11 protein-coding genes and 1 pseudogene are annotated in these 14,668 nt (G+C 41.8%); 7 read left to right on the top strand and 5 right to left on the bottom strand.

The annotated features are described in order from the left end of the window. A pseudogene (locus L1267_RS20025) lies at positions 1-242 on the bottom strand (diguanylate cyclase); the annotation flags it as partial. Between the two features lie 404 nt (positions 243-646). On the opposite strand from L1267_RS20025, the gene L1267_RS20020 reads away from it, so the two are divergent. Then, entirely contained in the window at positions 647-1,783 is a 1,137-nt protein-coding gene (locus L1267_RS20020) for an acyltransferase family protein (RefSeq protein WP_235383905.1), read from the top strand. Between the two features lie 45 nt (positions 1,784-1,828). On the opposite strand, the gene L1267_RS20015 is transcribed toward L1267_RS20020, so the two are convergent. Next, a complete protein-coding gene (locus tag L1267_RS20015) occupies positions 1,829-4,702 on the bottom strand; it encodes an FAD-binding and (Fe-S)-binding domain-containing protein (RefSeq protein ID WP_138558413.1) in 2,874 nt (957 codons plus the stop codon). A 350-nt stretch (positions 4,703-5,052) separates the two neighbouring features. Here L1267_RS20015 and L1267_RS20010 point away from each other — a divergent pair, with 350 nt between their 5' ends. The 5 genes from L1267_RS20010 to L1267_RS19990 are packed head-to-tail and all read left to right on the top strand — an operon-like array spanning position 5,053 to position 10,154. Then, positions 5,053-6,861 (top strand): glycoside hydrolase family 3 protein, encoded by a 1,809-nt coding sequence (locus L1267_RS20010; RefSeq protein WP_235383908.1) that lies wholly within the window; start codon positions 5,053-5,055, stop codon positions 6,859-6,861. Positions 6,862-6,909: 48 nt separating this feature from the next. Next, positions 6,910-7,707, top strand: a complete 798-nt coding sequence (locus tag L1267_RS20005) for a putative hydro-lyase (RefSeq protein ID WP_135926682.1) — start codon at positions 6,910-6,912, stop codon at positions 7,705-7,707. A gap of 7 nt (positions 7,708-7,714) precedes the next feature. Next, the gene (locus tag L1267_RS20000; protein ID WP_235383907.1) at positions 7,715-8,446 is read left to right on the top strand and encodes a 5-oxoprolinase subunit PxpA; all 732 of its coding nucleotides are present in this window, start codon (positions 7,715-7,717) and stop codon (positions 8,444-8,446) included. After that, the gene (locus L1267_RS19995) at positions 8,431-9,294 is read left to right on the top strand and encodes a DUF4392 domain-containing protein (protein ID WP_199527428.1); all 864 of its coding nucleotides are present in this window, start codon (positions 8,431-8,433) and stop codon (positions 9,292-9,294) included. The genes L1267_RS20000 and L1267_RS19995 overlap by 16 nt, the downstream gene beginning before the upstream one ends. Before the next feature lie 2 nt (positions 9,295-9,296). Continuing rightward, the gene (locus tag L1267_RS19990) at positions 9,297-10,154 is read left to right on the top strand and encodes an aminotransferase class IV (protein ID WP_135926680.1); all 858 of its coding nucleotides are present in this window, start codon (positions 9,297-9,299) and stop codon (positions 10,152-10,154) included. Between the two features lie 49 nt (positions 10,155-10,203). Here the strand turns inward: L1267_RS19990 and L1267_RS19985 are convergent, their stop codons facing one another. From L1267_RS19985 to L1267_RS19975, 3 genes are all read right to left on the bottom strand, one after another. Beyond that, positions 10,204-11,184 carry a WD40 repeat domain-containing protein gene (locus L1267_RS19985; RefSeq protein WP_199527427.1) on the bottom strand — a complete coding sequence of 327 codons (981 nt, stop codon included), beginning with the start codon at positions 11,182-11,184 and terminating at the stop codon, positions 10,204-10,206. A 193-nt stretch (positions 11,185-11,377) separates the two neighbouring features. Next, complete coding sequence (locus L1267_RS19980; RefSeq protein WP_199527426.1) at positions 11,378-11,638, bottom strand: hypothetical protein; 261 nt, start codon at positions 11,636-11,638, stop codon at positions 11,378-11,380. A gap of 433 nt (positions 11,639-12,071) precedes the next feature. Continuing rightward, positions 12,072-12,449, bottom strand: a complete 378-nt coding sequence (locus L1267_RS19975; RefSeq protein ID WP_054563159.1) for a VOC family protein — start codon at positions 12,447-12,449, stop codon at positions 12,072-12,074. A gap of 152 nt (positions 12,450-12,601) precedes the next feature. Between L1267_RS19975 and L1267_RS19970 the strand changes: the two genes are divergently transcribed. Beyond that, a complete protein-coding gene (locus L1267_RS19970; protein ID WP_199526122.1) occupies positions 12,602-14,623 on the top strand; it encodes a S9 family peptidase in 2,022 nt (673 codons plus the stop codon). Positions 14,624-14,668 lie beyond the last annotated feature (45 nt).

The raw sequence follows: 14,668 nt of genomic DNA, 5'->3' as shown, positions 1-14,668 counted from the left end.
TTGCCTACATAAGCAAGCTGTTGCTGAGCAGCTAACAAAAAGTTATCAGTAGCCGAAACCAACTTAGCAGCATAGGCTTTGTGATTACTCATTGTTTTATCTATTAGTTGTTGTTTTTGAACTTGGTAGCTCGAGTAATAACTATTTAAAAAGGTAATAAGCGTTGCAGAAAACGCTAATAATAAAATTAAACGACGTAGGTTTAAGCGTTTGCTAAGACTATTAAGCACGATACTTCTCACATATGGGCCCCAAATTCCATATCGGGTACATCTAATACCTTTATACTAGCAATTTGTTCTGTGTACCTCTATAAAACTTTTATCAGAATTTGATTTAGCGCAAACAAATAAGTGTAATTACTCTAATTTCAAGTTACTGCTTTTTACAAAGGAAACATCCTTAATTTAAGTGAAAACATCTGCAAATAGATGGTTCAACCAAGTAATGGCAATTCATTTCTTGTAATGTTTTTTCAGTCAAATACTAAGCTAAGCGTTTAAAGCTTTACGGGTCAGTAATTGAACAAAAAGTAACTTGCTTTGAAATAATAATTTATTACAATGTTAAGACATAATAAAAATAAAGTTTTCTTATGCGCCAACATTGTTCCGATATTATAAAGTCACTCCCCACACACCGCCTTATGGCATTAGACGTAATGCGGGGGCTAACTATCACCGCTATGATCTTAGTAAATAATCCGGGGAGTTGGGGAGCGATGTATTGGCCATTGAAGCATGCACAATGGCATGGTTGGACACCGACTGATTTAATTTTTCCGTTTTTTATTTTTATTGTCGGCATGTCTATCACGCTATCAGTAAATAACTTGCGCGCTAAAGGAGTGAGTGATCAGCAAATAGTAAAAGCAGGTGTTATTCGCACCCTTAAGCTTATTGCTCTTGGTTGGTTTTTAGCCCTGTTTTATTACAACTTTCGAGACCCCTCTTTCAGCTGGGTTGATGACAAACTATTGCAACTGCGAGTTTTAGGCGTTCTGCAACGTATTGGTTTAGTGTATTTAGTCGCTCTGTGTTGTTATCTCTATTTATCGCCTAAGAAAATAGCCATTACTTGCATCACTCTTTTATTATTTTATGGCGCCGCCATGCTTTATATCCCTTATACCTTGCCAAACGGCGAGGTAGTGAGTGGCTTATGGTTATATGGCAACAACTTAAGTGCCTTTATTGATAGTACGGTTTTAGGTAGTCACCATGTGTATTATGCGAATGCTAAGCCACTGCCATTTGATCCTGAGGGGCTTTTTTCTACACTTCCAGCCATTGCCAGTGCGCTAAGTGGCATCTTGGCTGCGGTTTACTTAACAAAACAACCTGATCTTAAAAAGCAAGCCCACGCATTTATCTTAGCAGGCATATTAGCTGTTTTTGCCGGCTATGCTATTTCGCCATTAACGCCTATCAACAAAGCATTATGGACACCAAGCTATGTGTTGCTCAGCTCTGGGCTTGCTATTATTACGTATGCCCTGTGCAGTGCCATTTTAGATATTTATAAAGTACGAAGCTGGGGCGCACCCTTTATTGTATTTGGCGCCAATGCGATACTCTTTTTTATGTTTGCAGGCGTATTTGCACGGCTATTAATAATGATTCCAATAGGCGATAGCAGTTTAAAAGGCAGTATTTATGGCTTAATACAAGTGTTTATAAGCAACGATTATTTAGCATCATTTGTATTTTCGCTGTTGTTTTTAGCCGTATCTTACCTGGTGATGCTCACGTGTTATAGAAAAGGTATTTTTTGGAAAGTGTAGGTTTTTAAAAAATGGGCTAGTCAGACTAGCCCATTAAATTAGCAGTTAAGTCTGTGGTATTGCATGACTTTGCTGATCGAGTAGATACAAAATTGACTGATAACTAATGCCACTGTGCTCAGTTAAACCAATTTCACAGCTACGACTGTTAGACACACCGCGACTACAATTTTTTGGCACGTGTTGTTTAAGGGTTTTTAACGCGTTGCTATTTAGCTCTGGCAAGTTAAATCCTTTATCTCCGGCAAAACCACAACACTCAATATCAGCTGGAATAATCACTTCATTGCTACATGCCTTGGCAAGCGACACTAAGCTTTGCTCTTTACCTAATCGCTTTGAGCTACAAGTAACATGCAGCATCACAGGCTCATTCACTGGCGTTACTTGCAAATTAGGCAGTAAATGCTGGGCTGCAAAATCAGCACTTTCGTAAATTGAGAGTGATGAATTTTGCGCGGCATTGAGAGTGGTGAGCGCACAAGGGCTGGCATCAAAAACGATGGGATATTGGCCATTATTTGAAAGCGTCTCAAGCTCAGTAAGTAACTGCTCACTTTTATTTAAAAACTCTTTATTCAAGCCTTTACTCGCAAATGGCATTCCACAACACAGTGAATCTACTTGTTTAGGTATTACAACCTCAAATCCCGCTTTTTGGGCTAATGAATGCATAACATCAATCAGTGGTCGTTTATCATCGGCAAGTTTATCTGCTGCAAAAACGCGAGTTGCACAGCTAGGCATATACACCAACTTTTTAGCCTGTTGGGGTTGTTTAGAATTATTATTTATTGGTTGCTCCCCTCTTGGCCAAGCCGAGTAATACAACGGCGTACCAAGCAACTTATGAGCAGGTTTACTAAGACTTCTTAGGTTATTACTACCTATTGCTTTTTCGAGCACGTGCATCACGTTTAAGCCAAATCGAGCGCCAGATGCGACAACTGCAAAATGCTGACTAGCAAAGCGAGCTAATGACCGTTTCACTTTGCTTGAAGAGGCTTGCTCTGCTCTGAGCGATTTTATAAATTCGCCCGTGTTTATTCCGACCGGGCATTTTAGCCCGCAAAGTCCCGTCGCCGCACACGAATCAATACCAAGATATTTAAAGTCAGCCTCGATAACACTGAGCTTTTGGTTTAATTTCTGCTTACTCGCTAAATCATCGGTTGTTAGCAATTGATTGTGTAGCTCAGTGCGGTGTCGCCACAAGGTAATACGCTGCCTTGGTGTTAAGGTAAGACCTTTTGATGGGCAAACAACTTCGCAAAAGCCACATTCGATACAGGTATCGATAATATCATCACTTTTTGGCATGACTTTTAAATGCTGAGTGTGGGCATTTTTATCATGATTAATAATGACACCAGGATTAAGAATGTTGTGTTGATCAAATAGCTGTTTTAGCTTAACCATTACAGCGAAACCATCATCGCCCCACTCTGTTGCTACAAAAGGTGCCATGTTACGCCCTGTGCCATGCTCTGCTTTTAAAGAGCCTTTTAGCTCAACCGCTACTAGGTTAGCCACATCGGCCATAAATTGCTCATAACGATTAACTTGATCTTGTGTATCGAACGCTTGGGTGAATACAAAATGCAAGTTACCCGCTAAAGCATGACCAAAAATAATGGCTTCATCATAACCATATTTAATGAAGAGCTGATGAAGTGCGTTCACGCCTTGTGCTAATTTATCAAGCGTGAAGGCAACATCTTCAATAATTACGGTGGTGCCTGTTTCGCGCACAGCACCGACAGCAGGAAAGGTGCCTTTACGGATATTCCAAAGTGCCGCATTACGGGCACTATCAGCAGAAAAATCAATCGCTGCTAATTGGTTTTGGCTAAACTGTGCAATAAGTTGCTGCGTGGTTTGTGTTAGTAACGCAAGGGCATCTGTATTCTCTGCTCTTAACTCAATTAAAAGTGCCGCTGACTGCTCGGGATAGCTGGCCACTTCTTTTGGCATTATGGCATGCTCAGACACCGACATCAGGGCACGTTTATCTAGTAGCTCAACCGCAGCAACATCAAGCTCACTCAGCCTTTGCACCAGCTCACACACCTTGCTGATATCATCAAAAATAAAGAAACCGGTATGTTTGTGTGCGTGCTCAATCACTGTGTGATAGGTAATATCAGCAATAAACGCCAGCGTTCCTTCAGAACCAATAATTAAATGCTTAATGATTTCAATTGGATCTGAAAAATCCAGCAACGCATTTAAACCATAACCTGTGGTGTTTTTTAAGCGGTATTTATGGGCGATACGCTCACTTAAGTCGCTATTTTCTTTAACACTGTCAACAAGGCTCATTAACTCATCAACCCATGCCCCATGACTTTGTAAAAACTTTTCACAACTTTGACTATCTGCGGTATCAAGCACAGTACCATCAGCAAAAATAAGGGTCATATCTTTGACTGTGTGGTAGCTGTTTTGTGCCACCCCACAACACATTCCTGATGAATTATTTGCCGCCATGCCGGCTACTTTACAGCTGTTAATCGATGCGGGATCGGGGCCTATTTTCTTACCATAAGGTGCCAGTATTTGGTTTACTCGCGCTCCTATAATCGCAGGCTCTAGACGAATAGCTTCACCATCATCTAAAACTTCAAATTGACTCCAGCTATCACACAGTAACACTAATACTGAGTCAGTAATTGCTTGCCCAGACAAACTGGTTCCAGCTGCTCGAAAGGTAATAGCCACCTTATGCTGTTGTGCTGCACTTATCACATGCTTTGCTTGATTTTGGTTACTCACCAATACGATGAGCTCAGGCACCAAACGATAAAAACTGGCATCAGTGCCGTAAGCATATCGACGTGAGTAATCTTCTATTAATGCTGACTCTGGTAAAAAAGGTGTAATTTGCTGTTTAAATGCGTGCAATTGAGTAAAAGCCATCTCGCCCCCTGGCCTGTCATATCTGCGCTGATAATTATGGAATATATTATTACTTTAATTTGCCTTAAAAAGCGACCAATTAAATTGATAAATTATCAATTCACTAGCACCTTTGCAGTAATAAAGACTTGGTTATTTAAGCTTAATAGCCCTATTTGGTGATCTAACTTAGCTTTTTGCAGTTAGACAAAAAAACCGCTAGGGTAGCAAAAAAATACTGTATTTATATTTAAAAACCCATTAACATCAAGAATAATTTATTCTAAAAATCAAATAAGCGTTTAGCTTTGGAGCTTGCTGTGTTAAATAAGTTTGCACTATCGTCACTGGTTATCGGATTAGGGTGTTTCATGCCATTACAATCATCATTTGCTGAATCTGCGTTAACTTTAAAACAACAGTTAGGGCAAAAGCTGATGCTCGACTTGCGCTATTACTGTGAGCAAGACACCGGCGAGCAAAAATGTCGAACGCCAGTCACCCGCTTACCTGCTGATTTAGCTAATATCATTAGCAAACACAACATTGGTGGTGTTATTTTATTTGCTGAAAATATCGATACCGTGCCCCAAGTAATCAAACTTAATAACGACTTACAACAAGCTGCTGCAAAGTCTGAACTTGGCTTACCGCTATTTATTTCAATAGACCAAGAAGGTGGCCGCGTAGCTCGTATACCACGTGATGTTGGCACTTCATTTACCGGTAATATGTCGATTGGCGCAACTTATAAAGAACACGGTACACACTTCGCAACAGAGTCTGCCCGTATAATCGCAGAAGAGCTGTTGGCACTTGGTGTAAATGTTAACTATGCGCCAACAGTTGATGTGAACATGAACCCAGATAACCCAGTTATTAATGTGCGCTCATACGGCGAAGATCCGCAGTTGGTTGCAAAACTAGGTGGCGCACAAGTGGCAGGGTTTGAAAATAATGGCGTTATTTCATCGTTAAAGCACTTTCCGGGTCATGGTGATACAAACGTCGATAGTCATACAGGCCTGCCAAAAGTAATGCATGACAAAGAAACTATTTGGCAGCAAGACTTACCGCCGTTTAAAGACATAATTAAAAATCAGCAACCGGGTATGATTATGACTGCGCATATTCAATACCCAGCCCTTGATGACAGCACCTTTGTTAGTAAAGAAGGGAAAACCATGATCAAGCCAGCGACCATGTCGCGTAAAATCATCACTGATTTACTACGTGATGAGCTTGGTTATCAAGGTGTTGTGATCACAGATGCACTAGACATGGCTGGTATCAGCCACTTCTTTGAGCCAATCGAAGCGGTTGTAAATACCTTCGCTGCGGGTGTTGATATTGCCCTTATGCCAATCGAAATCAGAAGTCCAAAAGATTTAGAGGTACTTGAAGCTCTTATAGACCGATTAGAGCAAGAAGTTCAGCGCGGTACTTTAAACGCCGATGAGATCACAGCTTCTGCAACACGTATTTTAAAGCTTAAAGAAAAGTTTAAGCTCACAACAAAGCTTGATGATGAAGCAGCCATCAAAAAAGCACAGCTTTTACTGGGTGACCAAAGTCACAGAAAAGTAGAGGCTGAGTTAGCTCTTGCAGCTATCACCGAAGTAAAAAACGAGAACAACACACTGCCACTGAACATTAAATCAGGTACAAAAGTACATATCATCATGCCTGATACGCGCAAATGTTTTGCCCTACAACAAGCACTACTTGATAACACTAATACACTACTTAGCTTTAGCTGCACTAGCTTGCAAGGCTATGAGCCAATCTCGACCTTAAAAGAAATGAATAAGGCCGATGTGATCATTGCTGCAAATGCATCACCAAAACAAAGTGCTGTTGAAGTAGGCGGAATGGATGATTTAGCTGATAATCCTGAATTTGCTATCGCTAAGGCAGATCAATCAGCAGCACTAGAGTCATTACTAAAGCAAGCTAAGCTAGCGAACAAGAAAACTGTTTTTGTTAGCTTACGAGCTCCATACGATATTTCACAATTTGGCAAATTTGCCGATGCAGTTCTTGCCACTTATGCTTACAATATTGATATAGACACCGAAGAAAAGATTGCTGGCCCTGCGTTTACTGCACTTGCAAAAGTGCTGATGGGTAAGGCCTCTGCAAATGGACAACTACCAGTAACTGTTAATGGCTTAAACTGAGTGCTATTGTAGCAGCATCAGTTGAGTGTTAATTTCAAGGAGAGACACATGCAAAAAGATGCATCATTAACCACCCCTGCCGCTATTCGTAAAATAGTGAGAGGGGGCGACTACAGCGGAAATACATCTGGCTTTGCGCCAGGGTTCGTACAGGCAAATTTGGTCATTTTACCCAAGCAATACGCGTTTGATTTTTTGCAATTTAGTCAGGCAAATCCGAAAGCTTGCCCAATCATTGCAACAAGTCGATTACCAGGCGTAACCGATATGCCTACGGTTGGGGAAGATATTGATATTCGTAGTGACTTACCACGTTATCGCGTTTTCAAAAATGGTCAAATGATTAAAGAAGTAACTAACATTACCGAGTATTGGCGTGATGACTTAGTCACTTTTTTAATTGGTTGTTCTTTCTCGTTTGAAGAAGCACTTATTGCAGCAGGACTTGAAATTCGTAACATTACTGAACAAAGAAATGTTCCCATGTACCTTACAAATATCGCATGCCAAAAGGCGGGGATTTTTCATGCTAACATGGTAGTAAGCATGCGTCCGATGAAACCTGCCGATGCTATTCGGGCGATTCAAATTTGTAGTCGCTTTCCGGGGGTACATGGCGCTCCAGTACATTTTGGTGACCCTGCAGCAATTGGGATTAAGGATATTAATAAACCTGAATTTGGCGATCAGGTTAGCATTCGTGAAGGTGAGGTACCGGTATTTTGGGCCTGTGGTGTAACCCCACAAATAGCCATTGCCAATGCAGCACCTGACTTTTGTATAACCCACAGCCCAGGGCATATGCTGATCACCGATATTCCAAACAGCAAAATGGCAGCCTTTTAATATGACAATAAAACTCAATTGCGACCTTGGCGAAAGCTATGGAATGTGGAAAATGGGCCTCGACGAGCAAGTAATGCCGCATATCGATATGGCTAATATTGCCTGCGGTTTTCATGCCGGAGATGCCGATGTAATGGCCGCAACCTTAGCTCTTGCCAAGCAGCATAATGTTACCATTGGTGCGCACCCAAGTTACCCTGATAAACAGGGATTTGGACGTCGCTCTATGGCAATGAGTGACAAAGAGCTGAGCAATTGTCTTTATTATCAAATTGCAGCCATTGATGGGATGGCTGCAGTACATGGTTTAACGCTTGAATATGTTAAACCTCATGGCGCGCTATATAACGATATGATGAGCGATGAGCGTATTTTAAATGTCGTTATGCGTGCTGTTGCTAGTTATCCTAAGCCATTAAAGTTAATGATTTTAGCAACTAATCTTTCTGCCAAACATCAAGCCATGGCAAACGAGCTTGAACTCGAGCTGATATTAGAGGCGTTTGCCGATCGGCAATACACTGATGAAGGAAAGCTCGTATCACGCTCTCTTGCAGGCAGTGTTCACGATAAATCAGCATTAATCGCACAAGTAAAGCAGCTATTGGAGCATGGCACAGTGACAACGCGAAGCGGTCAGCAACTGGCTCTTCATGCCGACAGCCTCTGTGTACACGGCGATAATGAAGCGGGTATTGCGCTAATTCAAGAGATCAAAGCATTATGTCAGCAAGCCTAAGCGACGACTCGCTCAGCACACACATTGAAACCATGATGGTTGAGCAAAATCCACGTGGTATGCAGCACTTGTACGCCAAGCAAGAGACTGGCACCTATTTACGTGCGGCAAAATCTCTTCATCACGCGCAAGGAACCGTGTTGATTGGAACTGGCTTTGCGGTCAACAATACCTTCGAAACCGACGGCCCGGTAGGTGCTATAGCACTTTACAAAGTACTCGAAAAGCTTGGTAAACAGCCGATTTTGGTTACTGGCAACCCCCTTTACAGTGCACTAAAAAACGATTTTAACTGTTTTGAGTTGCCGATTAACAGTATTGAAAATGCCCGCACCTTTAGCATTAAAGCCCTTGAGCAGTTAAAGCCTGATTGTGTTTTATCAATAGAACGACCGGGGCTTAACAAACATCAGCGTTATTACAATATGCGCGGTATTGATATTTCTGAGCATTGCGGCTGCTTTGATTTTTTTATAACAGAAGCACCTTGCCCCACCATAGCGATTGGTGATGGCGGTAACGAAATAGGCATGGGTAACCTTGCACAGCATATGCAAGCACTTAACATTACTCCTTGTATAACCCCTTGCGATGAGCTTTTACTTGCTGATGTATCTAACTGGGCGGCATACGGGCTAATTGCTTTTTTAAGTCGCTGGCATCACACAGATTTGTTGGCTGATATTGAGCCACTCAACATTTTAAATTACCTAAGTGAGCGCGGTAGTGTCGATGGCGTCACCCATAAAAATGAGCTCACCGAAGACGGCTTGCACGCGATGCATGGCCAACAATTAATAACTCGGCTTCGCCAACTTGGCGGCTTTACGACAGAGAATGAGGTTTAACAATGGGGACGGTATACCTAAACGGTGAGTACCTTGGCGCTGATGAAGCAAAGATTTCACCAATGGATCGCGGTTTCTTATTTGGCGATGGTATCTATGAAGTGATCCCATCATACCACGGCAAAATGCTTGGTTTTGGTGCACATATTGAACGTATGAATAACGGTTTAAATGAGCTTGAAATTAAGCTCGATTACACTGCCGATACGTGGCGTAAAATCTGTAATGATTTATGCGAGAAAAACCAAGGTGATAACCTAGGGATTTATTTACACGTTAGTCGCGGCGCCGACACTAAACGTGCCCACGGCTACCCAACGAATATTACCCCAACCGTATTTGCGTTTGCTTTTGAAATTCCGGCAGAGCCAAAAAGCGACATAGATAGCGCAACAACTTACACTGTATCGCTTGAACAAGACCGTCGCTGGCAACGTTGCCATATTAAATCAACGGCACTGCTTGGCAACGTGATCCATTACCAACATGGTGCAGCAGCGGGTAACAAAGAAACCATTCTATTTAATCGCTTAGAAGAAATTACCGAAGCAAGTTCAAGTAATGTGTTTATCGTAAAAGATGGCGTGATCAGTACTCCACCTCTTGATAACCAAATTTTACCGGGAATAACCCGCTGGTTAATAATCAACATTCTACACAGCCACAGTGACTTTAAAGTGCAAGAGCGCATTGTTAGTAAAGATGAGTTACTTGATGCCGACGAAGTATGGATCACCAGCGCCACTAAAGAAGTTGGCCCAGTCGTAAAAGTAAATGGTAAGTTAGTTGGCGATGGTAAACCTGGTGCAGTTTGGCAACAAGTACAAAGCCTGTTTTCTAAGCATAAGTTTGATTACTAATTTAATCGTAATTTAAAACAAACGCCTACATAAAGTAGGCGTTTTTGTTTTAGCTTTTATTTGGTTTATAAGGCCAAGCTTGCAATAGGCCGTCACTGGTTTCTGAATATAGCTGCTTACCATCGTAAGCCACACTTAGTACTGACGTACGTTGGCGCTGTTGTTTAGCTTCGTATTCAGCAATGAGTTCACCATCTGCAACGCGATATAAACGCATCTTCATTTTTGGTGAGCCCGTTAATAGCCATTTATCTTGATTAATAAATTGCGATGCAGTGAATTCAATAAAGTTAGAGTATGAAGACACTTCAGATAGCTCTTTTTTATTGGCTAAATCAAAAAATACACGATCATCAACCGAGTCAATTGCAAAGCCCAAGCTCGCTGTTTTATTTAACGTAACGTGATTCACTCTAGTCGCTAAACGCTCTTCAAAGCGAGTGCTGCCATCGTTCGTTGACCAAAGCTTAACGTACTTGTCGCTTGAGCCGGTAAACGCCCACTGACCATCGGCCGATAACGCCACGCTATTAATATCTAAACGATGAATATCAAAACGCTTAGTATCACCTGTGCGGGTATTTATCACCTCAGCCTTGCCGCTACGATAAGCGATAACCAACGTATCGCCTACGGCTGAAATAGCGATGTCTCTAGCGATTTCTTGTCCAGTGAGCCAAGTGCCAATACTACGCCCTGTGCGAGTATCGTATAAAGTCACCGATAATCGATTTGAAATGAAAAAGAGAGATTTGTTAGCGCTAAAGCCTGCCAGCTCAACATGTTCAGCGCCCTGCCCTGTTATACAATCATATAGACGCGCTTTTAACTGATTATCCCAAACGCACACCTCAGATTGGCTTGCCACTAACGCGTGACTCGCATCCTCGGTTAGCGCCGTGGCACTTAGTAGCTCATTGCCATGGGCAAATTCACTACTAGCAGGGGAAGTAAACACCTCACCTCCACCACAGCCCAAAAGGCTCAGTGCAAATACACAAGCAAGAGGTTTAAAAAGTTTCGACGTCATGATCATTCTCAATTTTTATAATTATTTTATATTGGAGCAGTGTAATGAAAATAAGCGGAAGTTGGTAGGGGAACTAGCCATCAGCTTTCAGCCGTCAGCCATCAGTTTTTGTAGGCGTGAAATTTATTTCGCGCGAAGCGCTGGCAGTTGTGCGATGCAGCGGCGCGCCATGCATGGCGCCTACTCAAAACTATTACTGGTCTGTTCTGCTAACGATTTCGTAGCCTTCAGCTTCATAATCATTGATGCATTTTTGAAATTTATTTTGCAGTTTTATTTCATCAAAAAAGCCAAGCGAATAAACATCACATTTTACTTTCATATGTTCACTGTTTTCTAAAACCGCATTAAGTTTGAGCTCAGCAAAACCAAATTTATAGGCTATTTCTGTGAACTGTGAATACAAAACCAAAAGCAGTACAGCAAGAAGGGTAATCGTTAGCGTATTTTTCATTTTTATTTCCTTTAAAAGTGTTTGTAAAAATACTGGAGCAATTATCGAACCAACAATATAACCTCATATAAATCAATATAATGAAGTATTCACGCAAAAGCATAGTTGATATTTCCACCAATAAATAGTGAAAAAGGCAACTATTTCCTAAAATAAATACAACTTTGGAGTGGTGAGTGTTTTTCAGTTTCGAGAAACGAGGTAGGAGGTACTAGCTAGTTTAGGCGCGCTTTTGTATCGCGCCATATCCGAAATATAAACTAGCTTCACACTAACCTGTAGCAGCGACTTTATGCCGCGTCATATATAAAAACCATTACGCGGGGTAAACCCGCTGCTACTTCTAACTTTACTCTTTCTAACTTTACTCTTTCTAACTTTCCCCTTGCTACCCCTTTTGAATTTCAACCTGATAGCTGACAGCTAACTTCCCTCATCCATGCGTAAAACAAAACACATTAAGTTTGTTACCGTCTAGGTCTCTGAAGTACCCCGCATAAAAGCCGGGCATTTCGCGTGGGCCGGGGGCGCCTTCGTCTGTGCCACCTAATTCTATGGCCTTCTTATAAAAGGCATCTACTTGGGCTGGGGTTTCAACAGCTAGAGCAATCATGGTGCCGTTACCTACAGTGGCTTTTTCATCGTTATAAGGTTTGGTAACCGCAAAACCGGGCTTATCTTGGCCTGTACTCCATGCGACAAAGCGGTCAGTTTCTAAAAAGCGCTCGGCGTTTAGAGTGGCGAACAATTCATCGTAATACTTTACTGCTTTAGCTAGGTTGTTTGTGCCTAACATGATGTAACCTATCATTGTGTGCTCCTTACGTTTAAAAGTGTCTGTACTCAACATAAAAGGGAAATGACCATCTGTCTATTGATTTCTCCATTCATCGCAATGGACTATATTTCTGATGGTTGTTACTTTATAACAGATTAAACACTGCTCACTAACAAGGAAATAAAATGAAGTTTAAAACGTCTTTAGCACTGCTTGCAGCTGCTAGCTTTTACGGCCACGCCGAAGCTAGTAATACCTTTGGGCTTGAAAATGTTTTTGATCTTGAATACGCCAACCAAATAGAAATGACAAAAAATGGCGATACAATTTACTTTGTGCGTAATCGCATGGATATCAAAAGCGACCGTAAAGTCAGTAATATTTGGTCAGTAAACCCAGATGGTAAAACCATGCTGCCGCTAACGTCTGGCGTGCATATGGATTACTCACCGGTGCTGTCACCAGATGAAACACGTTTAGCGTTTATTTCTACCCGTGATGGTAGTAGCCAAATCTATGTGAAATGGTTAAAAACCGGTAACGTAGCAAAAATTAGTAACCTAACGCAAAGCCCCGGCGGATTAACTTGGACGCCAGATGGCAAACAATTGGTGTTTAGCCAGTTTGTGCCAGCAAAATCAGCAAGCCCTGTGTCTTTACCGGGTAAGCCTGAAGGCGCTAAGTGGGCAGAGCCAGCTAAATATATTGACGATACCTATTATCGTGCTGATGGCGGTGGTTACTCAGAAAAAGGTTATCGTCACTTTTTTATTATCAGTGCAACGGGCGGCAATGCACGTCAATTGAGCTCTGGTGATTTTGATCACGGCGGAGCTATTAGCTTTAACAAAAAAGGTGATGCATTTTATTTTTCTGCTAATCGCCATACAGATAATGAACTGAAACCAACAAATTCAGAAGTTTATAAACTAAGTTTAAGTGATTTATCGATCACACAAATCACTGACCGTGTTGGACCTGATTCACGCCCAAAAGTGTCACCTAATGGTCGTTATCTTGCTTATACAGGCTATGATGACAAAAAAACTAACTATGAAAACAACGACATTTATTTACTAGATTTGAAATCAGGAAAAACCTCGGTACTCACAGCAGATTTAGATCGTAGTGTCGAAGATATAAAATGGGATGATAGCGGCAGTGGTCTTTATTTTAGCTACGATAGCGAAGGTAAAACACATCTAGCTTACCAACCGCGTAGTGGTAAACATAAAGTAATTACCGACAAAATTGGTAGTGTCGCCTTTGGTCGCCCGTATTCAGGTGGTGACTTTGATGTCAGTGAAGATGGTGAAGTTGCATTCACACTCGCTGATACCCAGCGCCCAGCTGATGTAGCATTAATTAAGCGTGGTAAAACGGCTCGTTTAACGCAATTAAATGAAGATGCGCTGGGCGACAAAGAGCTTGCCAAAGTTGAAGAGATTTGGGTTAAATCAAGCCATGACGGCTTAGCAATCCAGGGGTGGATTGCATACCCACCGGGCTTTGACAAAAACAAAAAGTACCCTCTTGTTTTAGAGATCCACGGTGGTCCAGTTGCAAACTATGGCCCTCATTTCAGCCCTGAAGTGCAATTATACGCAGCCAAAGGTAATGTTGTACTTTATATGAACCCACGCGGCAGTGACTCATACGGTAAAGAGTTTGCGCAAACAATTCATCATAACTACCCAAGTAATGACTTTGATGACTTGATGACAGGTGTAGATGCTGTCATCGCTAAGGGCTTTATTGATGAAAGCAAACTGTTTGTTACCGGCGGTTCAGGTGGCGGGGTATTAACAGCTTGGATTGTGGGTCATACAGACCGCTTTGCAGCAGCTGTTGTTGCTAAACCTGTTATCAATTGGATCAGCTTTGTACTAACTGCTGATTTCTACCCTTTCTTTGCTGATTATTGGTTCCCTGGTAAGCCATGGGACAATATTGAGCACTACATGAAGCGCTCACCTATTAGCTATGTGGGCAATGTAAAAACACCAACCATGCTGTTAACCGGTGAATCAGACTATCGCACGCCGATTTCTGAAACCGAGCAGTTTTACCAAGCGTTAAAGCTACAAGGTGTTGATACCGCCATGGTGCGTATTCCTAATGCATCACATGGTATTACCGCTCGCCCATCAAACCTGATGAGTAAAGTCGCGTATATTCAATGGTGGTTTGATAAACATAGTAAGTAGTTGCAAGTTAGCAAAGCATTGTAGGCGCGATTTTATATCGCGCCA

The sequence above is a fragment of the Pseudoalteromonas sp. OFAV1 genome (assembly GCF_021532595.1).
Lineage (GTDB): Bacteria > Pseudomonadota > Gammaproteobacteria > Enterobacterales > Alteromonadaceae > Pseudoalteromonas > Pseudoalteromonas lipolytica_C.
This window is presented reverse-complemented; position numbering and strand designations above follow the sequence as displayed.

Excerpts from the sequence above, each read along its gene's own strand:
- L1267_RS20015 (WP_138558413.1), bottom strand. The coding sequence starts at position 4,702 with ATGGCTTTTACTCAATTGCACGCATTTAAACAGCAAATTACACCTTTT.
- L1267_RS20010 (WP_235383908.1), top strand. The coding sequence starts at position 5,053 with ATGCCATTACAATCATCATTTGCTGAATCTGCGTTAACTTTAAAACAA.
- L1267_RS19980 (WP_199527426.1), bottom strand. The coding sequence starts at position 11,638 with ATGAAAAATACGCTAACGATTACCCTTCTTGCTGTACTGCTTTTGGTT.
- L1267_RS19975 (WP_054563159.1), bottom strand. The coding sequence starts at position 12,449 with ATGATAGGTTACATCATGTTAGGCACAAACAACCTAGCTAAAGCAGTA.
- L1267_RS19970 (WP_199526122.1), top strand. The coding sequence starts at position 12,602 with ATGAAGTTTAAAACGTCTTTAGCACTGCTTGCAGCTGCTAGCTTTTAC.
- L1267_RS19985 (WP_199527427.1), bottom strand. The coding sequence starts at position 11,184 with ATGACGTCGAAACTTTTTAAACCTCTTGCTTGTGTATTTGCACTGAGC.
- L1267_RS20020 (WP_235383905.1), top strand. The coding sequence starts at position 647 with ATGGCATTAGACGTAATGCGGGGGCTAACTATCACCGCTATGATCTTA.
- L1267_RS20005 (WP_135926682.1), top strand. The coding sequence starts at position 6,910 with ATGCAAAAAGATGCATCATTAACCACCCCTGCCGCTATTCGTAAAATA.
- L1267_RS19990 (WP_135926680.1), top strand. The coding sequence starts at position 9,297 with ATGGGGACGGTATACCTAAACGGTGAGTACCTTGGCGCTGATGAAGCA.
- L1267_RS19995 (WP_199527428.1), top strand. The coding sequence starts at position 8,431 with ATGTCAGCAAGCCTAAGCGACGACTCGCTCAGCACACACATTGAAACC.